Origin of the sequence: Phreatobacter aquaticus (assembly GCF_005160265.1) — a bacterium.
Lineage (GTDB): Bacteria > Pseudomonadota > Alphaproteobacteria > Rhizobiales > Phreatobacteraceae > Phreatobacter > Phreatobacter aquaticus.
Window position 1 is genome coordinate 1,423,634 of record NZ_CP039865.1, and the last position, 25,220, is coordinate 1,448,853.

A 25,220-nucleotide genomic window follows, 5' to 3' on the forward strand; every position below is an offset into this window, starting at 1 on the left:
TACGGGGCATCGACATCATGGCCGCGACTGGGGAATCCAAGCAGCTCCTGCATCTGGTTTTCGGCGGTGAGCTGACCAGCCTGGACAGCCACGAATTCAAGGACCTGACCAAGGTCGAGGTGGTGGGCATCTATCCGAATTATGCCACCGCGCATGCGGCCTGGAAGGGCCGCGCCCAGCAGACGGTCGACAATGCGCTGATGCGCTTCTTCATCGTCCACCTGCATCGCCTGCTCGAGCCGGACGCGGACTGAGACGGGCCCGGCCCAGCGCCCGGTGTCCTTTCTCAAGCGCCTCGGCAAGTCGCCGCGCGTCCGTTCGGCCGCGGGATCGCTGCTGGCCGGCTATCTCCGGCTTGTCTGGAAGACAGGCCGGTTCGCTTTCGATCCGCCGAACCTCTATGATTATGCCGATGCCAATCTGCCGGTGATCTTCGCCATGTGGCACGGCCAGCATTTCCTCACCCCCTTCGTGCGCAAGCCGGAATATGACGCGGCGGTGCTGATCTCGCGCTCGTCCGACGGCGAGATGAACGCGATCGCGGCGGAGAAGCTCGGCATTCGCACCATTCGCGGCTCCGGCGATCATCGCGGGCAGTTCGCGCGCAAGGGCGGGGTCGGCGCCTTTTTCGAAATGCTGGAGACGCTGGAGCAGGGAACGACGGTGGCGGTGACCGCCGACGTGCCGAAGGTGGCGAAGAAGGCGGGGCTCGGCATTGTCATGCTGGCCAAGCATTCCGGGCGCCCGGTCCTGCCCATCGCGATCGCCACAAAACGCCGCATCGATGTGAAGTCCTGGGACAAGGCGAGCGTCAACCTGCCCTTCTCGAAGGGCGCGGTGGTCGCCGGCAAGCCGATCTGGGTGCCGGCCGACTCAACCGATGCCGAGCTGGAGGGCTGGCGGCAGGCGATCGAGGACGAGATGAACCGGACGACCGCGCGCGCCTATGAGATCGCGGAAGGGCGTGCCCAGCCTGAACTCTGGTCCGATGCCGCGGTTGCCGATCTTATCGCCTCCCGAGATCGGGCGGCCGCCACCGCGGGCTCACGTCAGCGCCGGGGAGGCGGGTCCGATGCGTAGCCCGGTCCGCGCGACGCCGACCTTCAGCCTCAGGGCCTATGCGCGGCTGACCAGCCTTCTGGCACCCGCCGTCGGCATGCTCGCCCGCAGGCGGCTTGGCCAGGGCAAGGAGGATCCGGAGCGCATTCAGGAGCGCCGTGGCGAGGCAACCATCGCCCGCCCCAAGGGCCGCATCGTCTGGCTGCACGGCGCAAGCGTCGGCGAATTCCTGTCGATCGTGCCGCTGGTCGAGCGACTGCAGGCCCGCGGCGTCACTGTCCTGGTCACCACCGTCACGTTGACGGCTGCGCGCCTTGCCGCAAAACGTCTGCCGCCGGGCGCGCTGCACCAGTTCATGCCCTGGGACGTGCCGCGCTTCATCGAGCGATTCCTCGACCATTGGCGGCCAGACCTCGCGATCTTCGCTGAATCTGAACTCTGGCCCAACCTGATCATCCGCACGACCAATCGCGGAACCCCGCTGATCCAGGTCAATGGCCGCATGTCGGAACGCTCGTTCAAGGGCTGGAAACGCGTGCAGGGTTCGATCGGTTTCCTGCTGTCGCGCTTCGAGCTCTGCCTGATGCAGACCGTCGATGATGGCCGGCGGGTCTCGGACCTCGGTGCGCCGCGTGTGCAGACCACAGGCAACCTCAAGTTCGACGTCCCGGCGCCCGCCGCCGAGCCCGCCGCTCTGGCAGCCTTGTCTGCGGCCATCGGCCGGCGCCCGGTCTTCCTCGCGGCCTCGACCCATGAGGGCGAAGACGAGATCGTGCTCGCCGCCCACAAGCTGATGGCGCCGAAGCTCGACAATCTCCTGACGATCATCGCGCCGCGCCATCCTGAACGCGGCGCTGCCATCGCCCAACTGGCGGAAGCCGAGGGGCTGCTGGCCGTGCAGCGCTCGACCGGTCAATTGCCGGCCAGGGGCACGGCCGTCTATGTCGCCGATACGCTCGGCGAGATGGGCCTGCTCTATCGCGTCGCGCCGGTCGCCCTTCTCGGTGGCTCGCTGATCCGCCATGGCGGGCAGAACCCGATCGAGCCGGCGAAACTCGGTTCGGCCATCGTCCATGGACCGCATATTTTCAATTTTCAGGCGGTCTATGACGCTCTCGCCGAGCGCTCGGCAACCCTTGAGGTCGCCGATGCCGAAAGTCTGGCCACGGCGGCGCTCAGCCTCATCCTCGACAAGGATGCCCGCACCCGGCAGGCCGAAGCGGCCGAAGCGGCAGTCGCGCTGCTGGGCGGTGCGCTCGACCTGACGCTCGGCGCCATCGAGCCCTATTTTCTCGCCCTCGCCATGAAGGGCGGGTCGTGACATTCCGGGAGCTCAGCCGGTGAAGGCCCCGGCCTTCTGGTCCGACCCGTCGAGCCCTGTCGGCACCCTGCTCGCGCCGCTCGGCTGGCTGGCCGGTGCCTATGCGCTGGCGCGCATGCGGCGGCCGGCGCCCCAGGGTCCGCTGCCCGTTATCTGCATCGGCAACCCGACCGTTGGCGGCGCCGGCAAGAGCCCGGCGACCCAGGCGATCGCGGCGCGGCTGGCGGCGTCCGGCGAGCGGCCGGCCATCCTGACCCGCGGCTATGGCGGCAGCCTCCAGGGTCCCGTCGTCGTCGATCCCGCGCGGCACGGCCCTGAGGATGTCGGCGACGAGGCGCTGACCCATGCAGCCCTGTTTCCGACCATCGTCGCGCGCGATCGCCTCGCCGGGGCCCGCCATGCGGCCGAACAGGGCGCAACGATCATCGTCATGGACGATGGGTTCCAGAACCCGTCGCTGGCCAAGAATCTGAGCTTGCTTGTGGTCGATGGCGCGGTCGGGCTCGGCAATGCCCATATCCTGCCAGCGGGGCCGCTCAGGGCGCCGTTCCTGCCGCAGCTGGGACTGGCGGAGGGGCTGATCGTGGTCGGCCCTGGAGCGGCTGGCGAGGCTGTTGCCGTGCAGGCGCGTCAGGCCGGCAAGCCGGTCGTCACGGCGCGACTGGTGCCGGATCCCTCCGTCATCGCGGCCTTTGCCGGTCGCGACGTGCTGGCCTTCTGCGGCATCGGCCGCCCGGCAAAGTTCATCGAAACGCTCGGCGAGGCCGGAATCCGCAACGCAATCCTGCGGCCGTTTCCGGATCACCACGCCTATGGAGAGGAAGACGCAGCCCGGTTGCTCGACGAGGCGGCGCGAACCGGTCTGCCGCTGGTGACGACCGCCAAGGATGCGGTGAAATTGCGCGGCGGTCCGAAGCGCGAAGCGCTGGCGCGGGCCGCGACAACCATTCCCGTCGTGATGGACTTTGGCGATCCCGGTCTGATCGACCGGTTCCTGTCCGCGGTCAGGCCGAGGCGGGCCTGACGCGGTCGGGATGAAGGCGGGCAAGCACCGCCTCCGGCGTCGCATAGGCTTCCTGGAAATGGACGCTCCAGTACTTCAGGTCGTCCAGGCCGATTTTCTGGCCTGTCACAGCGCAACGCACATAGGCGCCGGGCCGGACGATCCGGAAATCGCCGTCCAGATAGCGAATTTCGGCTTCGCTTTCTGGCGGCCGCGGCGGATTGAGGCGGTTCAGCATGCCGGCCTGCTCAGCGCATGCCGCCGGTGCGGGCCGGATCCTGGGAACCTTCGCGATCGCGGTTGTTGGCGGCCTGCGGATCATTGATCGTCCTACCGACAGGTCCGTAGGGGGCATCCGGCGAAGCGGTGCGATAACCCGGCGGCGGCTCGACAAGGCGGCGGCGCGGGGCCTCGCCGGGGAACGGCACGACCACGTCGCGGCTGTTGCTGCCGCCAAACAGCGAGCCGACCGTCGACCAGATCGGCGCGACGCGCATTTCGTCGATGGTCGCGGGGCTGGAGACCTGCTGTTCCGATTGCCGGCCAGTCACATCGACCGGGCCGCCACCGAACAGACCGCCATTGTTGCGCGAGCGCATCTCGCCATTGGTCAGGCCGCGCTGCATCTGGACGTCGCCATTGTCGATCGGCGCCCGCGCGGCAAGGCCTGCGGCGCGCTGACGTGCAAGGTCGGGATCGTTCGGCCAGGCCGGATTGCGCGCGGAGGCGGTGCCATCCTGCGGCGGCGGCAGGGCATTGGTGCCCCGCGGCAGCACAAGGGGGGCGCGCTGACGGTAATCGATCGGCGGACGTTCTTCGCCCACGATGCCGAGGCCCGACAGGACGCCCTGCATGATGTTGCGCTCGAGCGTACCCTCCTGGGCCGAGGCGAGCCCGGCGCCGAAGGCGCTGAAGGCCGTGGCAAGCAGCGCGACGGAAAGGCGCTTCATGGTGATCACCTCATTCAAAGCGGAACGCATCAGCCACCCTATCGCGCAGGATCATGCCGATTTCGAGGCGGATGGCCGACCGCCGAGCAGGGACTCATACAGAAGCAGCCCCACCCCCGCAACGATGCCGACATCGGCAATGTTGAAGATGTACCAGCGGAACTGCCAGTTGGCCGTCAGGATATGGAAAGCGAAGAAGTCGGCGACAGCGCCATAGAGCACGCGATCGATGCCGTTGCCGAGCGCGCCACCGGCGATCAGGCCGAGCGCCAGCGCGGTCAGCCGGCTCTCGGCGCGCCACAGCCACCAGCCGATCAGCGCCACCGCGCCGGCCTTGAAGGCCACAAGAACCCACTGGCCGAGAACGCTCTCCTGCTGGAACATGCCGAAGGAGACGCCCTGGTTCCAGGCGATGATCAGGTCGAGAAACGGCGCGATGGTGATCACCCGCCGGCTCTCGATATCGACGACATGCAGCATGAACAGCTTGAAGGCCTGGTCGGCGGCGAGCATCGCCACCAGGGCGATCAGCCCGGCAAGGGCATGAGGAGAACGGGCCACGGGCGTGCCTTTGTGATGTCCGGCCGTCGAGGTGGCGTGCCGGACGGTCCGGGTCAAGTCAAATCCGCAGACTGTGTCCGCGCCGATCCGGCTCGACACCGGCGGGCGGAGCCGTCATATCGGTCGCATCCCGCGGCCAGACCCTCGACTTACCGCCGAGACAGTTTCGACATGACATCGCACTTCTATTTCGTCCGCCACGGTGAGACCGACTGGAATGCCGAAGGCCGGCTGCAGGGCCAGCGCGACATTCCCCTGAACGATGTCGGGCGTGTCCAGGCCGAGGAGGTCGGCACCATTCTCAGCCGTCTCGTCGAGCGTCCGGAAGACCTGGCCTATATCGCGAGCCCCCTGTCGCGGACGCGCGAGACGATGGAACTGATGCGCGGCCGGCTGGGCCTTCACCGCAGCGCCTACCGGCAGGACGACCGGCTGAAGGAATTGTCGTTCGGCGCCTGGGAGGGGCTGACCTGGCCCGAGGTCGAGATCAGGAATCCGAAGCTCGCCGCCGCCCGCATTGCCGACAAATGGAACGTCGCGCCGCCCGAGGGCGAGAGCTACGAAATGCTGACCGGCCGCATCGCGCCCTTCGTCGAGACCATGGAGCGGCCCTGCGTGGTGGTGTCTCACGGCGGCGTCGGCCGCGCCTTGATGGCGCTGCTCGGCGGCCTGACGCGCGAACATGCCGCCGAGGTCTATGTTCGCCAAGGGGTGGTCTATGCGTTCAATGAGGGCCGGTTCGAGGTGATCAGCCCCTAGAGCATCACTCGCGGCCGGCAAGACCCCAGAAGCTCTGCGCCGAGGGAAACCGCGGCCGGCCATTGGTGGCCTCCCACGGGCACTGGAACTGGGTGCGCGCCACGGCATCGTCGACATTGCTCGGGAAGCATTTCGGCCGCGTTCCGGGAGCCAGCGTGCCGCGGCCCTGGTGGACCAGCAGAACCCGATCACGGGTCTCGTCCTGCATGATCGGCTGCGCAAAGGCCGGCATCGAGGCTGCAAGGATCAAGGCGGCGAGGCCGGCGGCGGACATGCGGTTCATGACGGCTCCTGAGATGGGCTTCTTGAACGGCTAGCAGAAATATGCGGCGGCGTCATGGCGCCGAGGTCTCATCGTGTATCCCGGCCAACCGCGCGCCCGAACCGCGCGACAGCGGCGCGCAGGCGCTCGTCCTCGAAGCCGTCAAGCGCTCGGGCAAGACGCGTTTCATCGGCGGGAGCCGGTGGCGGTGCCGCCCGCTTCTTCTTCCGCTCCATCGGCACCTGTGTCAGCCGCATGCCAACCACGCAGCGCCAGCCGAAGAAGCCGTTGACCCGCTCGATGATGACGGGCGCCAGATGCTGCACCTCCAGCGCGAACGGTGCCTCCACGCGCACATGCAGCGTTCCGGGCTCCGGCTCGTCGAGCCCGGCGCGCCGGCGCGGCCAGGCAATCTTCACCGGCGAGGAGCGGCGGGCCAGATCGTCGCCGACGATCTCGTCCCAGCGGGTCACCACTTCGGTCGAGGCAAAGCCCGCCTTCTGCAGCGCCTCCGAGATCGGCGCCTGAGCGATGTCGGCGAGCGGCCGGGCGCCTCTGGGGCGAAAGGGTTGTGAAGCCATGACAGGGACCGGTTGAATGCGGGCGCTGGGCAGGCGAAGATTCGCCCATGACCGACAATCGCACTCTAGCACGGCGCCCCGCCGGCCGGCAGGGGACCAGGGCCCCGCACGCGCGTGACCTGCTCGCCTGGTACGACCGCCACCGCCGCGCGCTGCCTTGGCGCGCGCTGCCCGGCGAGCATGCCGATCCCTATCGCGTCTGGCTGTCGGAGATCATGCTGCAGCAGACGACCGTGAAGGCCGTCGGCCCCTATTTCGCGAAATTCCTGGCGCTCTGGCCGGATGTCGGGGTCCTGGCCGCGAGCCCGGTCGAGGAGGTCATGAAGGCCTGGGCGGGCCTTGGCTATTATTCGCGGGCCCGCAACCTCCATGCCTGCGCAAAGGCCGTTGTTGCCGATCATGGCGGGCTCTTTCCAGCCTCGCTCGAGGACCTGCGCGCCCTGCCAGGCATCGGCGACTATACGGCCGCCGCCATTGCCTCCATCGCCTTCGGGATCGCCGCGCCGGTGGTCGACGGCAATGTCGAGCGCGTTGTCACCCGTCTCAATCTGATGGAGACGCCGCTTCCGGCCGCAAAGCCCGCGATCCGCGCCCGCGTTGCCGAATTGCTCGATTCCGCCCGCCCCGGCGATTTCGCGCAAGCCACGATGGATCTCGGCGCAACCATCTGCACGCCGAAGCGGCCGGCCTGCGCGCTCTGCCCCTGGACCGGCGCCTGTCGCGCCGAGGCCGAGGGACGGCAGGAGGAGTTTCCGGTCAAGGCGGCCAGGAAGGCGCGCGACACCCGCTATGGCGCGGCCTTTGTTGTCGTGAGCGCCGATGGAAAACTCCTGGTGCGCACGCGACCCGACAAGGGCCTGCTCGGCGGCATGACCGAAGTGCCGGGTTCGGACTGGAGCGCCGGCTTCGATCCGGAGGGTGCCGAGCCGCCCATCGAGGCGCGGTTTCGCCGCTTGGCCGGCACGGTGACCCATGTCTTCACCCATTTCCCGCTGGAGCTGACGGTCAGCCGTGCCGATGTGCGCGCCGGCACGCGGCCGCCTGCCGGCATGCGCTGGATCCCGCTGTCGGAGGTCGCAGGGGAGGCGTTTCCGACGCTGATGCGCAAGGTGATCGCTCACGCAATGGGCGATGGAGATCGGTAGGCGCTCGCGACGGATGGCGTTGGGCGGGTGAGGGGCCATTCCTGTGCAGGATTAGGCCCCCGGGTTCACACCGCGAAGAACACCGTCTCGTTGTCGCCCTGCAGCCGGATATCGAGCCGGTAGGTCGAGCCATCCTTCTTCGCAATCAGCGTATCGCGGCGGTCCGCCGGCACCAGGGCCAGGATCGGATCGGAGGCATTGGCCGCCTCGCCCTCGAAATAGATGCGGGTGAACAGGTGCTTCAGCATGCCACGGCCGAACACGGCAACCACCATGTGCGGCGCCTGCATCGTGCCGTTGGGACCCGGAACCTGCCCGGGCTTGATCGTGTCGAAGCGATAGACGCCGTCCGGCGTGTCCGATCGGCCGAAGCCCATGAACGCGTTCGAGGCGCGCGGGCGCCCGTCCGCCGGATGGGCATAGCGGCCTTCGGAATCGGCCTGCCAGATCTCCATCATGACATCAGGCACGAGCGTGCCTTCGCCATCGAAGACGCGGCCGGTGAGCACGATCCGCTCACCTGCCGTGCCAGGGGCGGCGACGTGGCCGTCCGCCGATGTCGGCACGGGATAGGCGGAGCCGGGCGTCAGGCCATAGTGGAAGAACGGGCCGACGGTCTGCGACGGGGTGATGCCGTCCGGGCGAGGATTGGTCATGGCTGCGCCTCGCTCAATGGGCATGGGGTTCTTCGGTGGGCGTGGCTTCGCGTCCGCGCACCACGATGTCGAACTGATAGCCGAGCGCCCATTCGGGTTTCGTCGTCTCCAGGTCGAAGCGGGCGATCAGCCGCTGGCGCGCCCGCTCGTCGGGAATGCCGTTGAAGATCGGATCGAACGGGAACAGCGGGTCGCCCGGGAAATACATCTGGGTGACCAGCCGCGACAGGAAACTCGGGCCGAACACCGAGAAATGGATATGGGCGGGGCGCCAGGCATTGTGGTGGTTGCGCCAGGGATAGGCGCCCGGCTTGATCGTCGTGAACGTATAGCGGCCGTCCTCGCCGGTGAGGTAGCGGCCAGCCCCGGTGAAATTCGGGTCGAGCGGCGCCGGATGCTGGTCGCGGGTATGGACGTAGCGGCCGGCGGCATTGGCCTGCCAGAGCTCCACCAGTGCGTCCTTCACCGGACGGCCATCCTCGTCCAGCACGCGGCCGGTGACGATGATCCGCTCGCCCTGCGGCTCGCCGGCATGCTGGCGGGTGAGGTCGCCGTCGCTCTCGCGCACGGCGCCATGGCCGTAAACCGGGCCCGTCGTCTCCGACAGCGTGTGCGGCACGATGATCAGCGGCTTCTGCGGGGCCCGCAGGATGGTGCTGGTATAGGCGGGGGCGAGGCTGGGCGGATGGGCTTCCATCGACTTCAGCGGAAAGACCAGGCTCATGGGATCATATCCTCCGGGTAGGCGTCGCTCTTGGCGGTTCTTCAGTCTTCGGGGGAAGGTGCCGGCCCGCGTGCGGACCGGCATTGATCAGCGTCAGTTGATCCGTTCGACTGCCAGCGCAACGCCCTGGCCAACGCCGACGCACATGGTGGCGAGGCCATAGCGCCCGCCGGTCTTTTCCAGCTGATGGACGGCGGTTGCCGCGATCCGCGCGCCCGACATGCCGAGCGGATGTCCGAGCGCAATGGCCCCGCCATTCGGGTTCACATGGTCCGCATCCTCGGGCACGCCGATGCCGCGCAGCACCGCGATGCCCTGGCTCGCAAAGGCTTCGTTGAGCTCGATCACGTCGAAATCCGAGACCTTGATGCCCAGCCGCTCGACGAGCTTCTTCACCGCCGGGATCGGTCCGATGCCCATGATGCGCGGCGGCACGCCGGCCGAGGCCAGACCAAGGATCCGCGCGCGGGGTGTCAGGCTGTATTTCTTCACGGCCTCGGCCGAGGCGATGATCATGGCGCAGGCGCCGTCATTGACGCCCGAGGCATTGCCGGCGGTGACCGTGCCCGGCTGGCGCACGAAGGCCTTCAGCTTTGCGAGCGTCTCCGCCGTCGTGTCGGGGCGCGGATGTTCGTCCTTGTCGACCACGATCGGTCCGGCCTTGCCGCCGGGGATGGTCACGGGAACGATCTCTTCGGCGAAATAGCCCGACGCGATGGCACGCCCGGCCTTGATCTGCGAAGCCAGCGCGAAGGCGTCCTGCGCCTCGCGCGACACCTGGAATTCCTCGGCGACGTTCTCGCCGGTCTCCGGCATGGAATCGACGCCATACTGCGCCTTCATCAGGGGGTTGATGAAGCGCCAGCCGATGGTCGTGTCGAAAATGTCAGCCGAGCGCGCGAAGGCCTCGGACGCCTTGCCCATGACGAAGGGCGCACGCGTCATGCTCTCGACGCCGCCGGCAATGGCGAGGTCGATGTCGCCGGCCTTGATGGCGCGGGCAGCGGAGCCCACCGCATCGAGGCCCGAGGCGCAGAGCCGGTTCACCGTCATGCCCGGCACCGAATCCGGCAGGCCGGCCAGCAGGAGCGCCATGCGGGCGACATTGCGATTGTCCTCGCCGGCCTGGTTGGCGCAGCCGAACACCACCTCGTCGATGGCGGACGCGATCTGCGGATGGCGGGCCAGCAAGGCCTTGATCGGCACGGCGGCGAGATCGTCGGTGCGCACCTTGGCGAGCGACCCGCCATAGCGGCCGATCGGCGTGCGGACAGCGTCACAGATGAACACGTCGGCCATGTCAGTCTCCCGGTCTCAAGGCCTGATGGGACCATTGCGGGTCCTTCGAGGCTCATTCTCTGGCGCTCTCTCGCACCTCAGGATGAGGAACGTGGACCTGATGGCCATCTTGGCCAAGCCACTCCACATCCTTTCAGGGCTCCCCGACTGCAGCGCCGCCCACCCCTTCCTCATCCTGAGGTGCGAGCGTCAGCGAGCCTCGAAGGACCCTCTCTCAAACTATCACGCCGCGTGGGCGGCCTTGGTGCGCGCCTGCAGATCGCGCAGCACGGTCAGTTCCAGCTCCGACGGTGCCGGCGTCTCCACCGTGCTCGCCGCAAATTTCACCGGCCAGCCGCAATTGGCCTGGATCTGATCGCGCGTCACGCCAGGATGGATCGAGGTCACGGTCAGCTCGCTCGTATCGGCGTCCGGCTCGAACACGCAGAGGTCGGTGATCAGCCTGGTCGGCCCGCGGGTCTTCACCCCCAGCGCCTCGCGCGAGCCCTTGCCGGTGCCGTGGCCGAGGGACGTGATGAAGGGCAACTTGTCCATGAAGGCGCGCTGGCCCATGGCCATGATGATGAAGATCTGACCGCAATGGATGGCGATCTCCGGCGCGCCGCCGCCGCCGGGCAGACGGACCTTAGGCTGGTCGTAAGGGCCGACCACCGTCGTGTTGAGATTGGCGAAGCGGTCGATCTGCGCGCCACCCAGGAACCCCACCGTGATCCGGCCACCCTGCAGCCAGTAGCGGAACATTTCCGGCACCGAGACGGTGGTGAGCGCGGTGTCGCAGAGTTCGCCGTCGCCGATCGACAGCGGCAGGACGGTCGGCCGGGTCGACAGCGTACCGCTCTCGTAGATCAGCGTGATCTTCGGTGAGTGGGTCAGGCGGGCGAGATTGCAGGCCGCCGACGGCGCGCCGATGCCGACGAAGCAGACATCGTCGTTTGTCAGCAGCCGGGAGGCCGCAATCGTCATGATCTCGTTCGGGCTGTAGGTGCTCATCGGACGGATCCCCTCACTTGGCCGCGACGGCGAAGCGGCGCGCCTGGGCCGCGAACGCATCCGGCCCGCTGTTGATGACGTTCTCGTCCATCCACTTCAGGAAGGTCTCGCGCTCCCGCGAAATCGTGTCCCAGCCGATGTAGAAGGCATTGTCGCGCTTGTAATAGCCCTGCGCATAGGAGGGATGGGCGCCGCCCTGAACCTTCACCACCGCGCCGACCGTCCAGGACGGCAGGATCACCGCATTGGCGTTGCGCGGGCCGAAATCCTCGACGATCTCCTCGACAGTGACGATCGAGCGCTTGGCGGCCAGCACCGCCTCCTTCTGCACGCCGACAATGCCCTCAAGCATCACATTGCCCTCGCGGTCGGCCTTCAGCGCATGAATGATCGAGACGTCGGGGCGCACCGCCGGAACGGTTGCCAGCACCTCGCCGGTATAGGGACAGGTCACCGAGCGGATGTTCGGATTGACCTTGGGCAGGTCGACGCCCTTGTAGCCGCGGAACACCGCGAAGGGCAGATTGGCCGCGCCGGCTTCGAACGCGTTCGCCATGGCGGCGTGGGAATGCTCCTCGATCTCCAGCTTGTGCGGCCAGTGGTTCTCCACCGCGTCGCGCATCCGGTGCAGCGAGCCGACGCCGGGATTGCCGGCCCAGGAGAAGATCAGCTTCTTCACCAGGCCCATGCCGATCAACTGGTCGTAGAGAATGTCCGGCGTCATGCGGATGAGGGTGAGATCGCGCTTTTTCTGGCGGATCACCTCATGACCGGCGGCATAGGGGATCAGGTGGGTGAACCCTTCCATGGCCACCGTGTCGCCGTCACGAACGTGGCGGGCAACGGCGTCCGGCAGGGACAGGAATTCGGCCATGATCAGCTTCCTCGCATTCGGCCCTTGTCCTTGCGTTGGCGGCCCGGTCTGTCAAGTGCGATATTCGACATAGGGTGCGCTAATCGCACAAAATGCGTGTCTTGTGCCATGAGTTCGCGCCGTCATTCCAAGCTATGCGCTCGGCGAGCAAAAATAATCCGCCACGGCATGGCTCCAAGGAATGGCTCTACCGCCACGGCTTATGCCCATTTTCTCGGCATTTGCAGCGCTGTGCTGTCACTGTGCAATTGTCCGCCGGGCCGAAGTCGCCGGCTTTCCGGCGGGGGGACCGGAAAACCCCTTATGGCACAGGCTTTGCCAAGCGCTACCGTGCCTGTCTGGAACCTCTGCAAATTGCAACAGGGGTCCGGCAAAGGGTCGACAGGACCCTCGTCCCGCAACAGGGGCGGCACTGGTTTTCGAGGGGAGTTCCATTCATGGACCGCAGGACATTCATCAAGGCCAGCGCCAGCGTTGGCGCCTTGGCAACGCATGGCGGCCTGGCCGGGCCTGCCCTGGCGCAGGGTGCCGCCAAGGTTCTGCGCTTCGTGCCGCAGGCCAATCTCGCCAATTTCGACCCGATCTGGGGCACCCAATATGTGGTGCGCAATGCGGCGGCCCTCGTCTGGGACACGCTCTATGGCGTCGATGCCAATCTCGTGCCCCAGCGCCAGATGGTCGAGAGCGAAACGGTCTCCCCGGATGGCCTGACCTGGACCTTCAAGCTGCGTCCGGGCCTGAAATTCCATGACGGCGCGCCGGTTCTCGCCAAGGACTGCGTGCAGAGCCTCATCCGCTGGTCGTTCCGCGACCCGATGGGCCTGATGATCAAGGCGATCCAGGAGGAGATCGTCGCCATCGACGACACCTCCTTCCGCTGGAAGCTGAAGAAGCCCTATCCGAAAATGCTGCTGGCGCTGGGCAAGAACAATTCGCCCTGCTCGTTCATCATGCCTGAGCGCATCGCCAAGACCGACCCGTTCCAGCAGATCACCGAATATATCGGCTCCGGCCCGATGAAGTTCGTCCGCTCGGAATGGGTTCCCGGCGCCAAGGCGGTGTTCGAGAAGTTCACCGATTATGTGCCGCGTCCCGAGCCGTCCTCGTGGCTGGCCGGCGGCAAGCGGATCCTGGTCGATCGCATCGAATGGGTGATCATGCCGGATCCGGCGACCGCATCGGCTGCCTTGCAGAACGGTGAAGTCGACTGGTGGGAGAACCCGATTGCCGACCTCATCCCGGTGATGAAGCGCAACCGCAACATCCGCGTCGACATCGGCGATCCCCTCGGCAATATCGGCGCCTTCCGCCTCAACCACCTCCATCCGCCGTTCAACAACGTCAAGGCGCGCCGCGCGCTCCTGATGGCGCTGAACCAGGAAGATTTCATGCGCGCCATCGTCGGCTCGGAGGATGCGCTCTGGAAGGCCCTGCCGGGCTTCTTCACCCCCGGCACGCCGCTCTACACCGAAGAGGGCGGCGAGATCCTGAAGGGTCCGCGCGACATCGAGGGCGCCAAGAAGCTGCTCGCCGAATCCGGCTACAAGGGCGAGCCCGTCACCATGGTGGTCGCCCAGGACCAGCCGGTGACCAAGGCGCTCGGCGACGTTGCCGCCGATCTCCTGAAGAAGCTCGGCATGAATGTCGACTTCGTCGCCACCGACTGGGGCACCACCGGTCAGCGGCGCGCCTTGAAGACGCCTCCGGCCCAGGGCGGCTGGAACATCTTCTTCTCCTGGCACGCGGGTGCAGACTGCACCAACCCGGCCGGCTATACCGCGATCCGCGCCAATGGCGACGGCGCCTGGTTCGGCTGGCCGAACATCCCCGAGGTCGAGGCCCAGGTGACCAACTGGTTCGAGGCCAAGAACCTCGAGGAGGAGAAGGTTGCGATCCGTGCGCTCAACAAGGCGGCACTCGACAATGTCGTCTTCGTGCCGCCGGGCTTCTTCCTCGGCTACACCGCCTGGCGCAGCAATGTGACTGGCATCACCAAGGGTCCGCTGCCGTTCTTCTGGGACGTCGCGAAGGCCTGATCCCCCCAATGGCTGCCGGGCGGCGCGCGACGAAAGCGCCGTCCGGACGCCGACATGCGAAACGACGCAACCGATGTTCGTCTACATTGTCCGCCGCGTCATCCAGACCATCCCCGTCATGGCGGTGGTGGCGCTGTTTGTGTTCTCGCTGCTCTATATCGCCCCGGGTGATCCGGCGGCGGTGATTGCGGGCGACCAGGCATCCCCCGAGGATGTGCTGAAGATCCGCCAGAGCCTCGGGCTCGACCGGCCGTTCCTGGTGCGCTTCACCGAATGGGCCTGGCGCATCATCCAGTTCGATCTCGGTACCTCGATCTTTACCGGCCTGCCGGTGACCCAGCTGATCGCGCAGCGGCTCGAGCCGACCCTGTCGCTGATGGTCGTCACCCTCATTCTCGCCATCACCATCGCCGTGCCGATGGGCGTCATCTCGGCCTGGAAGGCCGGCACGATCATCGACCGCGCGATCATGGCCTTCGCCGTGTTCGGCTTCTCGGTCCCGGTCTTCGTGGTCGGTTACCTGCTCGCCTATGTCTTCGCGCTCGAACTCGACTGGCTGCCGGTGCAGGGCTACACGCCGATCTCCAAGGGGCTCTGGCCCTGGTTCGAGAACCTGATTCTGCCGGCCATCGCGCTCGGCTGCGTCTACATCGCGCTGATCGCCCGCATCACCCGCGCCACCATGCTGGAAGTGCTGCAGCAGGACTATATCCGCACCGCCCGCGCCAAGGGCGTGGCGCAGCCGGGCATCCTGTTCATCCACGCGCTGAAGAATGCCGCCGTGCCCATCGTCACCGTCATCGGCCTCGGCATCGCGCTGCTCATTGGCGGCGCCGTCGTCACCGAGAGCGTGTTCGCCATTCCCGGCCTCGGCCGCCTCACCGTCGATGCCATCCTGCGCCGCGACTATCCGGTGATCCAGGGCGTCGTGCTGCTGTTCTCCTTCGTCTACGTGCTGGTCAATCTCGCGATCGACCTTGTCTATACCCTCGTCGATCCGAGGATCCGCTATTGACCGTGCATAGCCCCGACATCCCGGCCGGAACGGCCATCGCGCCAACGCTTCCCGACGTCCTGCCGGACATCAAGCCGCGCAAGGGCTTCATCGGCTTCCTGCGCCGCAACCCGACCATTGCCATCGGCTCGGGCCTGCTCATCCTCATGGTCTTCGTGGCCGTCTTCGCGCCGCTGCTCTGGACGGTCGATCCGACCGCGATCTCGACCCGCACGCGCACCCGCGAGCCCTCGGCGCTCTACTGGTTCGGCACCGACATGCTCGGTCGCGACATCTATTCGCGCGTGCTCTACGGCGCCCGCGTGTCGCTGATCGTCGGCTTCTCGGTCGCGTTCTTCGCTTCCGTCGCAGGCCTGACCATCGGCCTCATCTCCGGCTTCGTGCGCGCCGCCGATGCGATCATCATGCGGATCATGGACGGCATGATGTCGATCCCGCCGATCCTGCTGGCGGTGGCCCTGATGGCGCTGACCCGCGGCTCGGTCGGCAATGTCATCCTGGCCATCACCATTGCCGAGATTCCGCGCGTGTCGCGCCTCGTGCGCGGCGTCGTGCTGTCCCTGCGCGAGCAACCCTATGTCGATGGTGCCATCGCGTCGGGCACGCGCATGCCGAAGATCATCCTCAAGCACATCCTGCCCAACACGCTGGCGCCCCTCATCGTGCAGGCGACCTATATCTGCGCCTCCGCCATGATCACGGAGGCGATCCTGTCGTTCATCGGCGCGGGCACGCCGCCGATCATCCCGTCCTGGGGCAATATCATGGCCGAAGGCCGGGCGCTCTGGCAGGTCAAGTTCTACATCGTGCTGTTCCCGGCGATCTTCCTGTCGCTGACGGTTCTGGCGGTCAATCTCCTGGGCGACGGGCTGCGCGACATGCTCGATCCCCGCATGTCCAAGAGCGTCTGACACCCATGGCCGAACGCGAACCCCACCTTCTCGAAGTTGAGAACCTGCAGACCCACTTCCGCACCCCCGACGGCATCAACCGGGCGGTGGATGGCGTGTCCTTCCATGTCGCCGCCGGCGAGACGCTGGCGGTGGTCGGCGAATCGGGCTGCGGCAAGTCGGTCACCGCCATGTCGCTCCTCAGGCTGATCCCCGAGCCTCCCGGCAAGATCGCCGGCTCGATCCGATTCCAGGGGCGCGACCTGCTCGCCCTGTCGGACAAGGAGATGCGCGCCATTCGCGGCAACGACATCTCCATGATCTTCCAGGAGCCGATGACATCGCTCAATCCGGTGCTCACGGTCGGCCGCCAGATCGGCGAGACGCTGCGCCTGCACCAGGGCTTGTCCAAGCAGGAGGCCGAGCAGCGCGCCATCGAGATGCTGACCCTGGTCGGCATCCCCGAGCCGGCGCGCCGCGTGCGCGAATATCCCCACCAGCTCTCCGGCGGCATGCGCCAGCGCGTGATGATCGCGATTGCGCTCGCCTGCAATCCGAAGCTCCTGATCGCGGATGAGCCGACGACCGCGCTCGACGTCACCATCCAGGCCCAGATCCTCGACCTGATGCGCGACCTGAAGCACCGGGTGGGTGCTGCCATCGTGCTGATCACCCACGATCTCGGCGTGGTCGCCGAAGTCGCCGAGCGCGTCATGGTCATGTATGCCGGCCGCAAGGTGGAGGAGGCCTCCGTCACCGACCTGTTCCGCTCGCCGCGCCATCCCTACACGCAGGGGCTGCTTGGCGCGGTGCCGAAGCTCGGCTCCTCGCTCGAAGGCGAGACCACTCGGCTTGCCGAGATCCCGGGCCTCGTGCCGAGCCTCAAGACACGCATCCAGGGCTGCGTCTTCGCCGGACGCTGCCCGCTTGTCACCGATCTCTGCCGCGCGGTCGCGCCGGGCCTCGAGGCCAAGGCGCCGAACCACGTCGTCGCCTGCCATTACGCCGCCAAGGAGGCGGTGGCCGCATGAGCCAGCCCATCCTCGAGGTCAATGATCTCAAGAAGCACTTTCCGCTCACTGGCGGCTTCTTCGGCCAGGTGACCGGCCAGGTCTATGCGGTCGATGGCGTCTCCTTCTCCATCGAGAAGGGCGAGACCCTGTCACTGGTGGGTGAATCCGGCTGCGGCAAATCGACCGTCGGCAAGGCGATCCTGCGCCTGTTCTCACTGACCTCAGGCCAGGTCGTGCTCGACGGCCAGCGCATCGACGACCTCTCCGCGGGCAAGCTCAGGCCGTTGCGCCGCCGGGTCCAGGTCGTGTTCCAGGACCCGTTCTCCTCCCTCAATCCGCGCATGCGGGTGCGCGATATTCTCGCCGAGCCGATCATCAATTTCGGCCTCGCCAAGACCCGCGCCGAGATCGACGAGCGCATCGCGCTTCTGATGGACAAGGTGCGCCTGCCGCGCGATGCGGTGAATTGCTGGCCGCACGAGTTCTCCGGTGGCCAGCGCCAGCGCATCGGCATTGCCCGCGCGCTCGCCGCCGAGCCGGACCTGATCATATGCGACGAGGCGGTCTCGGCGCTCGACGTCTCGGTCAAGGCGCAGATCGTCAACCTCCTGCAGGACCTGCAGAAGGAACTGGGCCTGGCGCTGCTGTTCATCAGCCACGACCTCGCGATCGTCGAGCACATGACCCACCGCGTCGCGGTCATGTATCTCGGCAAGATCGTCGAGGTGGCCTCCCGGCGCGAGATCTTCGCCAATCCGAAGCACCCCTACACGATCGCCCTTTTGTCGGCGGTGCCGGTGCCCGATCCCGGCAAGGCGCGCGACCGCGTGATCCTCAAGGGTGATGTGCCGAGCCCGATCAACCCGCCCAAGGGCTGCCGATTCCACACCCGCTGCCCCATGGCCTTCGACCGCTGCCGCGTCGACGAACCCCAGCTCCGCCTCGCCGCCGACGGCCATTATGCGGCCTGCCATCTCCATGATCCCGACAAGGCGCCCGGTGCTCACGCGTGAGTGCCGCTCGCCAGTCGCGGCGAAACGGCGCATGCCATCTGGCGGTTCGCGAAAAATGCCTTATTTGTGAAGTCGAGTAAGCTCTCCGGGGCGATTCAAGGACGCGGCCCCGCTTCCATGTTCCCGCCCCCCGAAAGACGGCGACCATGAACAACGCTTTCGACATCTACACGATCATTTTCCTCGCCCTGGCGGTGTTCATCTTTTTCCGGCTGCGCAGTGTGCTGGGAACGAAGACCGGCTCCGAGCAGGACCCGTTCCGCCCGCGTGACGGCCGCGATGCCGGTCCTGGCCCGAATGGCCCGGGTCCGCAGGGCCCAGGCGAGGTCATCCCCATGCCGCAGCGCGATCAGGCCCCGGTGCCCATGCCGCTTGAGCCGGCAGCGCCGCGCTTCGGCAATCTGGCGGCCCCCGGCTCGCCCGTGGCGCGTGGCCTCGAGGCGATCATTGCGCGCGACCCCGCCTTTGACCCCGCAGGCTTCGTCGGCGGTGCCAAGGCGGCCTATGAGATGATCGTGCTGGCCTTCGCGTCAGGCGACCGCAAGACCTTGCGCGATCTGCTCGCCAAGGATGTGTTCGACGGTTTCGAGCAGGCCATCAAGGACCGCGAGACCCGCGGCGACATGGTCGAGACGCGTTTCGTCGGCATCGAACACGCCGAACTCACCGATGCGCAGCTGCGCGGCGATCAGGCCCAGCTGACGCTGAAATTCGTCTCGCAGCTCATCACCGCCACCCGCGACAAGGCGGGCGTGGTGGTCGATGGCTCGCCCGACCGGGTCGCCGATGTCACGGATGTCTGGACCTTCGCGCGCAATGTCACCGACCGGGATCCGAACTGGCGGCTTATCGCCACCGAAGCCGGCAGCTGAACCGATCCGGCGGGAGGCTCCGATGGTCCTGCGCCGGGATAGCGTCCTTGTCCTGGCGCTGGTCCTGGCCTGCACAGGCTGGAGCCTGCCCGCCGCTGCGGGATCATCGCGGCTGTTGCTCCTGAGCCCGCCACCGGCTTCCGCGCCCGCACCAGCCGAGGCGACGCCCTTGCCCGATCCTGCGGCGCCGGCCGCCGCAGTGCCCTCCGAGACACCGGCCGCCGCTGAACCGGCACCGGCTGTCGCGACCACCCCACCGCCTGCGGACGCCGCTTCACCGGCACAGCCGACACCGCCGGTGGTCGCAACGCCGCTCGAGGCCCCGGCCATCGAGCCGAGCCTGTCGGGATTTCCCTTCGTCTATCCCGGTGCCTGGCTCGAACGAGCGACATTCGAAACCTTGCCCGGTTGGGCCGAAGACCGGCAGGACCTGTCGTTCCGCGCCTTCCTCGCCTCCTGCCCGCCGATCCTGCGGGCCACAAGGCCGCCGGGTTCGGCCCAGCCGGTCTGGTTCGCGCTGCGCGACATCTGCCCCCGCGCCCTCGCGCTCGGCCCGGATATCAGCCTCGAGGCGGCCCGCACCTTCTTCGAGACCGAGTTCCGCCCGGTCCGCATCGGCAAGTTCGCCGATGTTCCCGAGACCTACGGCTTTCTCACCGGCTATTACGAGCCGGAAGTCGAGGCCTCCCGCGAGCGGACCGACGCCTTCACCACGCCCTTCCTGTCGCGCCCCGAGGATCTCGTCCCCGGCCGCGGTTCTGCCTCCGGTGGCTTCGATGCGCGCGGCGGGGCCGGCCGCTGGGTCAACGGCCAGTTCCTGCCCTATTACGACCGGGGCGACATCGAGAACGGCGCGCTTGACGGCAAGGGGCTGGAGATCGCCTGGGTGCGCGATCCCATCGACCTCCTGTTCACCCAGATCCAGGGCTCGGCCCGCCTGCGCTTTGCCGATGGCTCCACCTTGCGCATCGGCTATGCCGCCCATAACGGTCATCGCTATGTGCCGGTTGGCCGCGTCATGATCGAGCGCGGCTTCGGCACGCGCGAGCAGATGTCGATGGATTTCATCCGCCAATGGATGGCCGAGAACCCGGAGCCGGCGACCGATGTGCGCCGCCAGAACCGCTCCTATGTGTTCTTCCGGGTGAAGACCGAATTGCGCACCGAGGACGGTCCGATCGGCGGGCAGGGGGTGTCGATCACCGACTGGCGATCCATCGCCATCGACCGCAACGTCCATGCCTATGGCACGCCGGTCTATATCGACACGATCCTGCCGACGGGGCCGGCCGAATCCGGCGAGCCGTTCCGCCGCCTGATGATCGCCCAGGATACCGGCTCGGCCATTGTCGGGCCGGCGCGCGGCGACCTGTTCCTCGGCACCGGCTTCGAGGCGGGATCGGTCGCGGGGCGCATCCGCCATCGCGCCGACTGGTTCGTGCTGCTGCCGAAGGCGCTCTCGCCGGATGCCGCCGAGGTCCCCGTGCCCGAGCCGCGCCATCCGCCGCACCGGAGCCACCGATGAAGCGGCGGAGCCGGACGCTCTCGGCCGAGGACAAGGCCTTGTGGACCCATGTGGCGCGCACGGTGAAGCCGCTGGAACCCTCCAGGCTTGCCGGCCTCGACGCGCCGGCACCGGCCGAGGACCTCGCGCCGCCGCGTCCGGTCAAGCCTGCGCCCGCTCCACCGCCCGAGCCGCGCCGGCCGCCGGCTCCGCCGCCCCTCGCCCCCATCGAGAAGGGATTGCGCCGCAAGCTCAATCGGGGCGCCGCCGAAGCCGAGGCGCGCCTCGACCTGCACGGGCTCACCCAGGAGGTGGCCCACCGCCGGCTGATCGGCTTCCTCAGGCGCGCCCAGGGCGACGGCCTCAAGTTGGTCATCGTCATCACCGGCAAGGGCGGGCCGAAGGGGCCGCCGCGCATGACCCCGTCTCACGAGGAGCCCTGGCACTCCGATCCCCACGCCGATCGCGGCGTGCTGCGCCGGGTGGTGCCGCAATGGCTCCGGTTGCCGGATTTCCGCGATCTGGTCATCGGCTTCGAGGAGGCCGCCATCGGCCATGGTGGCGCTGGCGCGCTCTATGTCCGCATCCGCCGGCCGCGTGCGCCCTGACCCTTTCGCTGCATCGCACGAATTCCGCGCCGGTGTGGCCGCGCGGCTCTTGACCGCCGGGCCGTTCCGAGGAAATCGTGGCCACAGCCGTTCGGGAGATTCCACCATGCGCATGCTCGCTCGCCTTGCCAGCTTCATTGCCGTTGCCGGCGCGTCGGTGGTGCTGGCCCCCGCCGCCGAGGCGCAGAACGCCCGTGGGCTCAACGGCTCGACCTTCACCACGAGCCGCATTCCAGATCCGGACAATCTCGCTGCACAGCCGCAGGGGCCGTTCGCCGCGCTGATCTTTCGCGATCCCCGCTTTCAGGACCGGCTCCTGCCCTGTGACGCGACCCAGCCGCTGGAGCAGATCCGGGCGCGTTTCGAGCAGAAGGAGCGCCGGTTTTGGAACTCCTCGCTGACCATTGTCGGCTTTGACCGCGTGGCGCTGCGCTCGACAAATCCGTGGGGTCAGAACAACATTCCGCGCCGCTATTGCGCCGCGCGCGCCCATCTGTCCGACGGCCGCGTCCGCAACGTCGACTATGCCATCATGGAAGACCAGAGCCTGGCTGGCTTCACCTGGGGCGTTGAATGGTGCGTCAACGGGCTCGACCGCGGCCGCTCCTTCGATCCGGCCTGCCGGATGGCGCGGCCCTGATTCGCCGGGATTGCCGCAGGAGCGGCATCCGATAAAATACGTTCTTTCTTTGTTCTCATGGCGTGGCTAGCCTCCGGGCAATGTCTGGGGGAGATGTGTCATGAGTTTTTCAGCGGTCCGGGCGGCCTTCGCCGTCCTTGCAGTGCTGGCATTCGGTGGCGAGGTCAGGGCGCAGGCGCGCCACGGGTCGCCTCCCGGCGAGTTCGATTTCTATGTTCTGGCGCTCTCCTGGTCGCCAGCCTTCTGCGAGGCGCAGGGCGATCGCATGTCGCGCTCCATCCAGTGCGGCGGCGACCGTCAGTTCTCCTTCGTGGTGCACGGCCTGTGGCCGCAATTCACCCGCGGCTTCCCGGAATATTGCCAGGTTCCGGCTCCGGAGCTCGACCGCCGCGTGGTCAACGGCATGCTCGACATCATGCCGGCGCCGGGTCTGATCCGGGCGCAATGGAACAAGCACGGCACCTGCGCTGGCGCCCGCTCGCCCGCCGCCTATTTCGAGACCGTGCGCCAGGCCCGCGCCAAGATCCGCATTCCCACCGAATATGAGAACGTCCAGGCGGCCCTCACCGTCACGCCGGACGAGGTGGAGGACGCTTTCGTGCGCGCCAATCCCGGTCTCACCCGGGAGATGATCTCGGTCCAGTGCGATGACCGTCGGCTGCGCGAGGTGCGCGTCTGCATCGGTCGCGACATGAACTTCACCGCCTGCCAGGAAATCGATCGCCGCACCTGCCGGCGTGAGCGCCTGATGGTCACGCCGGTGCGGCCCGGACGCATCTGACCTCGCGGCGGACAGATTGCCGGCCGGTTGTCGGAACCGGCCGCATTGGACCCAGGTCCGGAACCTCTTTTTAGGACATCGGCGTTACCCTGCCGGCTGGTCTTGAACGGCCTGTGAGGGGAAACGCCACGTTGGTTGCCTGGTTGCTCGGACGTCTGCGCAATGCCATTCCGGCCTGGGCCCTCGCCTATGGGTCGCTCTGGGCTGTCGCGTTGGCGGCTCTGCATTGGCCGGAGACGCTGCAGGCAGTGGCCGGCTGCGTCACCGATGCCGAGGCGCCCCTGCCGCTCTGGAGCTGCGGCCCCCATCTGGGTTCGACACTGGCCGGCGCCATGGTCAATTCCGCGCTGCTCACCGTCGTGTGGGCGCCTGCCCTGGTCGCCGCCGCCGTGGTCCGCCCCGACGCCCTGCCGCTCGCCATCGTTGCCGCCGGCAGCCATCTCGTCGGACTGACTTCAGTGATGATCATGGTGATGCGGGGCGCGCGCTATGCCGCCCGCCGGCTGCGGCTGTCCTGATCACCCCGAGCCTGGCCCTTCGCGCACGTCTGCCGTGGGGCAGAGATATCTGACGCGGGCCATCACCCCGCCAGGGTCCGTCCTCACCCGCCGATCTTCGCTGCCTTCGTGGGGTCGAACCACCAGGTACCCGGCACGCCGCGGGCATATTTCGGCTTGGTCTCGGGAAAGCCGAACTGGTCCCAATAGGCCATCCAATGGCTGCCCTTGTACCAGTTGGGCACCCAATAGCGCCCGGCGCGCAGCACGCGGTCCAGCGCCTTGCAGGTGACGGTGAGCTCGGCCCGCGTGGTGGCGACGATCGCCTTGGAGATCAGCGCATCGACCACCGGATCGGCAATGCCGGAGAGGTTCTGCGAGCCCGGCTGCCGGCCGCTCTCCGAGCCGAAGAAGGTGCGCATGCTCTCGCCCGGCGTCATGGACAGCGAATAGCGGCGGATGGTGAGATCGAAATCATAGTCCTTCAGCCGCGACTGATATTGCGCGGAATCGACCCGCCGGATGGTCGCCTCGATGCCGAGCCGGCGCAGGTTCGCAACATAGGGCTGGGTGTGGCGCTCCAGCGAATTGTCGAAGTCGAGGAATTCGACAATCATCGGCCGGCCCTTGGGGTCGATCAGCTTGTTGTCCCGCAGCACGAAGCCCGCCTCGCGCAGCAGCGCGGTGGCGCGCCTGAGCAGATTGCGATCCTGGCCGGACCCGTCCGACACCGGCGGCACATAGGGCTCGCCGAACACCTCGTCCGGCACCTTGCCGCGGAACGGTTCCAGCAGCGCCTTTTCCTCCGGCGTCGGCGGGCCGAAGGCCATCATCGGCGAGTTCTGGAAGAAGGAATGGGTGCGCTTGTAGCTATCGAACATGACCTGCTTGTTGGTCCATTCGAAATCGAAGGCGAGGCCGAGCGCCTCGCGCAGCCGCGGATCGGCGAACTTGTCGCGCCGTGTGTTGATGAACCAGCCCTGGGCTCCCGACGGCGTGTCGTCGGCAACCTCGCGCCGGGCGACGCGGCCGTCCTTGGCTGCTGGAAAATCGTACTGTGTCGCCCAGGTGCGGGAGGTGAACTCCTCGCGGAACGTATAGGTGCGGCTCTTGAAGGCCTCGAAGGCGACGTCGCGATCCCGGAAGAACTCGACGCGGACGACGTCGAAATTGTTCTGGCCGACCGAGACCGGCAGCGCCTCGCCCCACCAGCCCTTGACCCGCTCATATTCGATGAAGCGGCCGCTCTCGAAGCGCCCGACCTTGTAGGCTGAAGACCCCAGCGGCACGTCCATGGTGGAGGCCTCGAAATCGCGGTTGGCATACCAGGACTTCGACAGGATCGGCAGGCCGGCGACGGTCAGCGGCAGCGAGCGCGGGCGCCCCTCGTTGAAGCGCACGATGACAGCGCCGTCGCCATCGGCCTCGGCGCCCGCGACATCGCGCAGGATGGTACGGATGAGCGGATGGCCCTTCTCCTTGAGGGTGAGGATCGACCAGGCGACATCGGCGCCGGTGATCTTCGTGCCGTCGTGGAAAGCCGCGATGGCGCGCAGCGTGAAGCGATAGGTCAGCCCGTCGGCCGAAATCGCGACGCGTTCGGCGGCAAGGCCATAAAGCGCGTCCGGCTCGTCGCCGCCGCCAGTCATCAGGCTGGTGAAAATGCCATCGAGACCGGGCGGGGCATCGCCGCGCAGCACCAGCGTGTTCATCGTGTTGAACGTGGTAGGGTTCTGGTTATAGGCCCAGTTCGACGCCGTGTGGACGAAGGTGCCGCCCTTGGGGGCCTGCGGATTGACGAAGTCGAAATGGCGGAAATCGGCGGGATATTTCAGGTCGCCGAAGGCCGACATGCCGTGGCTTTCGGTGGCACCGGTCTGGGCCTGGACCTTGAGGAGGCCGGATCCGACGCCGGCTGCGGCAAGGGCAAGGACGGTGCGTCGCGAGGGGCGGGCCATGGTATCGGTTCCGGGAGAGGCGATGAGGCGAGACTAGGCGGGCGGGCGGGCCGCGCCAAGCGGCGGGATGGCGCAGGCTGTGCCCTGGCGGGACGATTCTAGCCCCATTGCCCTTTTTGCATTGGCGCCCAAGGACAGGCGCCGCCGCATCACCTCTCCCCGCCTGCGGGGAGAGGTCGACAGACGCGGAGCGGCTGGCGGGTGAGGGG

General features: G+C 67.4%; 28 protein-coding genes. 17 read left to right on the top strand and 11 right to left on the bottom strand.

What is annotated here, in order from left to right; genetic code table 11:
* Positions 1-17: 17 nt before the first annotated feature.
* Genes E8L99_RS06645 through lpxK form a run of 4 tightly spaced genes read left to right on the top strand, consistent with a single transcriptional unit; the run spans position 18 to position 3,404 of the window.
* Complete coding sequence (locus tag E8L99_RS06645) at positions 18-254, top strand: DUF4170 domain-containing protein (RefSeq protein ID WP_137098803.1); 237 nt, start codon at positions 18-20, stop codon at positions 252-254.
* A gap of 22 nt (positions 255-276) precedes the next feature.
* Positions 277-1,080 carry a lysophospholipid acyltransferase family protein gene (locus E8L99_RS06650; RefSeq protein ID WP_137098804.1) on the top strand — a complete coding sequence of 268 codons (804 nt, stop codon included), beginning with the start codon at positions 277-279 and terminating at the stop codon, positions 1,078-1,080.
* Positions 1,073-2,380: a 3-deoxy-D-manno-octulosonic acid transferase gene (locus tag E8L99_RS06655; RefSeq protein ID WP_137098805.1), complete on the top strand. Its 1,308-nt coding sequence runs from the start codon at positions 1,073-1,075 to the stop codon at positions 2,378-2,380. Before E8L99_RS06650 ends, E8L99_RS06655 begins: the two co-directional genes overlap by 8 nt.
* Positions 2,381-2,399: 19 nt before the next feature.
* Positions 2,400-3,404, top strand: a complete 1,005-nt coding sequence (gene lpxK / locus E8L99_RS06660; RefSeq protein WP_168201593.1) for a tetraacyldisaccharide 4'-kinase — start codon at positions 2,400-2,402, stop codon at positions 3,402-3,404.
* On the opposite strand, the gene E8L99_RS06665 is transcribed toward lpxK, so the two are convergent.
* From E8L99_RS06665 to lspA, 3 genes are read right to left on the bottom strand one after another with little or no spacing between them, the layout of a single operon-like run.
* A complete protein-coding gene (locus tag E8L99_RS06665; RefSeq protein ID WP_137098807.1) occupies positions 3,385-3,621 on the bottom strand; it encodes a DUF2093 domain-containing protein in 237 nt (78 codons plus the stop codon). The two genes, lpxK and E8L99_RS06665, sit on opposite strands and share 20 nt — an antisense overlap.
* A 10-nt stretch (positions 3,622-3,631) precedes the next feature.
* Positions 3,632-4,333, bottom strand: coding sequence for a hypothetical protein (locus E8L99_RS06670; RefSeq protein WP_137098808.1), 702 nt, complete (start codon positions 4,331-4,333; stop codon positions 3,632-3,634).
* Positions 4,334-4,384: 51 nt separating this feature from the next.
* A complete protein-coding gene (lspA, locus tag E8L99_RS06675; RefSeq protein WP_256371381.1) occupies positions 4,385-4,894 on the bottom strand; it encodes a signal peptidase II in 510 nt (169 codons plus the stop codon).
* A gap of 171 nt (positions 4,895-5,065) precedes the next feature.
* On the opposite strand from lspA, the gene E8L99_RS06680 reads away from it, so the two are divergent.
* Positions 5,066-5,653 carry a histidine phosphatase family protein gene (locus E8L99_RS06680; protein ID WP_137098809.1) on the top strand — a complete coding sequence of 196 codons (588 nt, stop codon included), beginning with the start codon at positions 5,066-5,068 and terminating at the stop codon, positions 5,651-5,653.
* 4 nt (positions 5,654-5,657) lie between these two features.
* On the opposite strand, the gene E8L99_RS06685 is transcribed toward E8L99_RS06680, so the two are convergent.
* The gene (locus E8L99_RS06685) at positions 5,658-5,936 is read right to left on the bottom strand and encodes a hypothetical protein (RefSeq protein WP_137098810.1); all 279 of its coding nucleotides are present in this window, start codon (positions 5,934-5,936) and stop codon (positions 5,658-5,660) included.
* A 68-nt stretch (positions 5,937-6,004) separates the two neighbouring features.
* Entirely contained in the window at positions 6,005-6,496 is a 492-nt protein-coding gene (locus E8L99_RS06690; protein ID WP_137098811.1) for a DUF721 domain-containing protein, read from the bottom strand.
* Positions 6,497-6,543: 47 nt separating this feature from the next.
* Here E8L99_RS06690 and mutY point away from each other — a divergent pair, with 47 nt between their 5' ends.
* Positions 6,544-7,641 carry an A/G-specific adenine glycosylase gene (mutY, locus tag E8L99_RS06695; protein WP_137098812.1) on the top strand — a complete coding sequence of 366 codons (1,098 nt, stop codon included), beginning with the start codon at positions 6,544-6,546 and terminating at the stop codon, positions 7,639-7,641.
* Between the two features lie 65 nt (positions 7,642-7,706).
* On the opposite strand, the gene pcaG is transcribed toward mutY, so the two are convergent.
* The 5 genes from pcaG to E8L99_RS06720 form a co-directional block, all read right to left on the bottom strand.
* The gene (pcaG, locus tag E8L99_RS06700; protein ID WP_137098813.1) at positions 7,707-8,297 is read right to left on the bottom strand and encodes a protocatechuate 3,4-dioxygenase subunit alpha; all 591 of its coding nucleotides are present in this window, start codon (positions 8,295-8,297) and stop codon (positions 7,707-7,709) included.
* Between the two features lie 13 nt (positions 8,298-8,310).
* Positions 8,311-9,021 carry a protocatechuate 3,4-dioxygenase subunit beta gene (gene pcaH, locus E8L99_RS06705; protein ID WP_137098814.1) on the bottom strand — a complete coding sequence of 237 codons (711 nt, stop codon included), beginning with the start codon at positions 9,019-9,021 and terminating at the stop codon, positions 8,311-8,313.
* Between the two features lie 93 nt (positions 9,022-9,114).
* Positions 9,115-10,320, bottom strand: coding sequence for a 3-oxoadipyl-CoA thiolase (gene pcaF / locus E8L99_RS06710; RefSeq protein WP_137098815.1), 1,206 nt, complete (start codon positions 10,318-10,320; stop codon positions 9,115-9,117).
* A gap of 222 nt (positions 10,321-10,542) precedes the next feature.
* Complete coding sequence (locus tag E8L99_RS06715; RefSeq protein ID WP_137098816.1) at positions 10,543-11,310, bottom strand: CoA-transferase subunit beta; 768 nt, start codon at positions 11,308-11,310, stop codon at positions 10,543-10,545.
* A gap of 13 nt (positions 11,311-11,323) precedes the next feature.
* A complete protein-coding gene (locus E8L99_RS06720) occupies positions 11,324-12,184 on the bottom strand; it encodes a CoA transferase subunit A (protein ID WP_137098817.1) in 861 nt (286 codons plus the stop codon).
* Positions 12,185-12,621: 437 nt separating this feature from the next.
* Here E8L99_RS06720 and E8L99_RS06725 point away from each other — a divergent pair, with 437 nt between their 5' ends.
* From E8L99_RS06725 to E8L99_RS06775, 11 genes are all read left to right on the top strand, one after another.
* Positions 12,622-14,220 carry an ABC transporter substrate-binding protein gene (locus E8L99_RS06725; RefSeq protein WP_137098818.1) on the top strand — a complete coding sequence of 533 codons (1,599 nt, stop codon included), beginning with the start codon at positions 12,622-12,624 and terminating at the stop codon, positions 14,218-14,220.
* Between the two features lie 73 nt (positions 14,221-14,293).
* Entirely contained in the window at positions 14,294-15,235 is a 942-nt protein-coding gene (locus E8L99_RS06730) for an ABC transporter permease (protein WP_137098819.1), read from the top strand.
* Positions 15,232-16,146: an ABC transporter permease gene (locus E8L99_RS06735; RefSeq protein ID WP_137098820.1), complete on the top strand. Its 915-nt coding sequence runs from the start codon at positions 15,232-15,234 to the stop codon at positions 16,144-16,146. Before E8L99_RS06730 ends, E8L99_RS06735 begins: the two co-directional genes overlap by 4 nt.
* 5 nt (positions 16,147-16,151) lie before the next feature.
* Positions 16,152-17,156, top strand: coding sequence for an ABC transporter ATP-binding protein (locus tag E8L99_RS06740; RefSeq protein WP_137098821.1), 1,005 nt, complete (start codon positions 16,152-16,154; stop codon positions 17,154-17,156).
* Positions 17,153-18,151 (top strand): ABC transporter ATP-binding protein, encoded by a 999-nt coding sequence (locus E8L99_RS06745; RefSeq protein WP_137098822.1) that lies wholly within the window; start codon positions 17,153-17,155, stop codon positions 18,149-18,151. The genes E8L99_RS06740 and E8L99_RS06745 overlap by 4 nt, the downstream gene beginning before the upstream one ends.
* 146 nt (positions 18,152-18,297) lie before the next feature.
* A complete protein-coding gene (locus tag E8L99_RS06750; protein ID WP_137098823.1) occupies positions 18,298-19,023 on the top strand; it encodes a Tim44/TimA family putative adaptor protein in 726 nt (241 codons plus the stop codon).
* Between the two features lie 22 nt (positions 19,024-19,045).
* Positions 19,046-20,548, top strand: coding sequence for a murein transglycosylase A (gene mltA / locus E8L99_RS06755; protein ID WP_137098824.1), 1,503 nt, complete (start codon positions 19,046-19,048; stop codon positions 20,546-20,548).
* Positions 20,545-21,135 (top strand): Smr/MutS family protein, encoded by a 591-nt coding sequence (locus tag E8L99_RS06760; RefSeq protein WP_137098825.1) that lies wholly within the window; start codon positions 20,545-20,547, stop codon positions 21,133-21,135. The genes mltA and E8L99_RS06760 overlap by 4 nt, the downstream gene beginning before the upstream one ends.
* 106 nt (positions 21,136-21,241) lie before the next feature.
* A complete protein-coding gene (locus E8L99_RS06765; protein WP_137098826.1) occupies positions 21,242-21,775 on the top strand; it encodes a hypothetical protein in 534 nt (177 codons plus the stop codon).
* Between the two features lie 100 nt (positions 21,776-21,875).
* Positions 21,876-22,556, top strand: coding sequence for a ribonuclease T2 family protein (locus tag E8L99_RS06770; RefSeq protein ID WP_137098827.1), 681 nt, complete (start codon positions 21,876-21,878; stop codon positions 22,554-22,556).
* A gap of 131 nt (positions 22,557-22,687) precedes the next feature.
* Positions 22,688-23,074 (top strand): hypothetical protein, encoded by a 387-nt coding sequence (locus E8L99_RS06775; protein ID WP_137098828.1) that lies wholly within the window; start codon positions 22,688-22,690, stop codon positions 23,072-23,074.
* An 83-nt stretch (positions 23,075-23,157) separates the two neighbouring features.
* On the opposite strand, the gene E8L99_RS06780 is transcribed toward E8L99_RS06775, so the two are convergent.
* The gene (locus E8L99_RS06780) at positions 23,158-25,011 is read right to left on the bottom strand and encodes an extracellular solute-binding protein (protein ID WP_137098829.1); all 1,854 of its coding nucleotides are present in this window, start codon (positions 25,009-25,011) and stop codon (positions 23,158-23,160) included.
* Positions 25,012-25,220: the final 209 nt, after the last annotated feature.

Coding starts and splice junctions, on each gene's coding strand:
- E8L99_RS06765 (WP_137098826.1), top strand. CDS start 21,242: ATGCGCATGCTCGCTCGCCTTGCCAGCTTCATTGCCGTTGCCGGCGCG.
- E8L99_RS06720 (WP_137098817.1), bottom strand. CDS start 12,184: ATGGCCGAATTCCTGTCCCTGCCGGACGCCGTTGCCCGCCACGTTCGT.
- E8L99_RS06685 (WP_137098810.1), bottom strand. CDS start 5,936: ATGAACCGCATGTCCGCCGCCGGCCTCGCCGCCTTGATCCTTGCAGCC.
- E8L99_RS06680 (WP_137098809.1), top strand. CDS start 5,066: ATGACATCGCACTTCTATTTCGTCCGCCACGGTGAGACCGACTGGAAT.
- mltA (WP_137098824.1), top strand. CDS start 19,046: ATGGTCCTGCGCCGGGATAGCGTCCTTGTCCTGGCGCTGGTCCTGGCC.
- E8L99_RS06745 (WP_137098822.1), top strand. CDS start 17,153: ATGAGCCAGCCCATCCTCGAGGTCAATGATCTCAAGAAGCACTTTCCG.
- E8L99_RS06715 (WP_137098816.1), bottom strand. CDS start 11,310: ATGAGCACCTACAGCCCGAACGAGATCATGACGATTGCGGCCTCCCGG.
- E8L99_RS06655 (WP_137098805.1), top strand. CDS start 1,073: ATGCGTAGCCCGGTCCGCGCGACGCCGACCTTCAGCCTCAGGGCCTAT.
- E8L99_RS06780 (WP_137098829.1), bottom strand. CDS start 25,011: ATGGCCCGCCCCTCGCGACGCACCGTCCTTGCCCTTGCCGCAGCCGGC.
- E8L99_RS06770 (WP_137098827.1), top strand. CDS start 21,876: ATGAGTTTTTCAGCGGTCCGGGCGGCCTTCGCCGTCCTTGCAGTGCTG.
- E8L99_RS06760 (WP_137098825.1), top strand. CDS start 20,545: ATGAAGCGGCGGAGCCGGACGCTCTCGGCCGAGGACAAGGCCTTGTGG.
- pcaF (WP_137098815.1), bottom strand. CDS start 10,320: ATGGCCGACGTGTTCATCTGTGACGCTGTCCGCACGCCGATCGGCCGC.
- E8L99_RS06725 (WP_137098818.1), top strand. CDS start 12,622: ATGGACCGCAGGACATTCATCAAGGCCAGCGCCAGCGTTGGCGCCTTG.
- E8L99_RS06670 (WP_137098808.1), bottom strand. CDS start 4,333: ATGAAGCGCCTTTCCGTCGCGCTGCTTGCCACGGCCTTCAGCGCCTTC.
- E8L99_RS06645 (WP_137098803.1), top strand. CDS start 18: ATGGCCGCGACTGGGGAATCCAAGCAGCTCCTGCATCTGGTTTTCGGC.
- pcaH (WP_137098814.1), bottom strand. CDS start 9,021: ATGAGCCTGGTCTTTCCGCTGAAGTCGATGGAAGCCCATCCGCCCAGC.
- E8L99_RS06665 (WP_137098807.1), bottom strand. CDS start 3,621: ATGCTGAACCGCCTCAATCCGCCGCGGCCGCCAGAAAGCGAAGCCGAA.
- pcaG (WP_137098813.1), bottom strand. CDS start 8,297: ATGACCAATCCTCGCCCGGACGGCATCACCCCGTCGCAGACCGTCGGC.
- E8L99_RS06750 (WP_137098823.1), top strand. CDS start 18,298: ATGAACAACGCTTTCGACATCTACACGATCATTTTCCTCGCCCTGGCG.
- E8L99_RS06740 (WP_137098821.1), top strand. CDS start 16,152: ATGGCCGAACGCGAACCCCACCTTCTCGAAGTTGAGAACCTGCAGACC.
- E8L99_RS06730 (WP_137098819.1), top strand. CDS start 14,294: ATGTTCGTCTACATTGTCCGCCGCGTCATCCAGACCATCCCCGTCATG.
- mutY (WP_137098812.1), top strand. CDS start 6,544: ATGACCGACAATCGCACTCTAGCACGGCGCCCCGCCGGCCGGCAGGGG.
- E8L99_RS06690 (WP_137098811.1), bottom strand. CDS start 6,496: ATGGCTTCACAACCCTTTCGCCCCAGAGGCGCCCGGCCGCTCGCCGAC.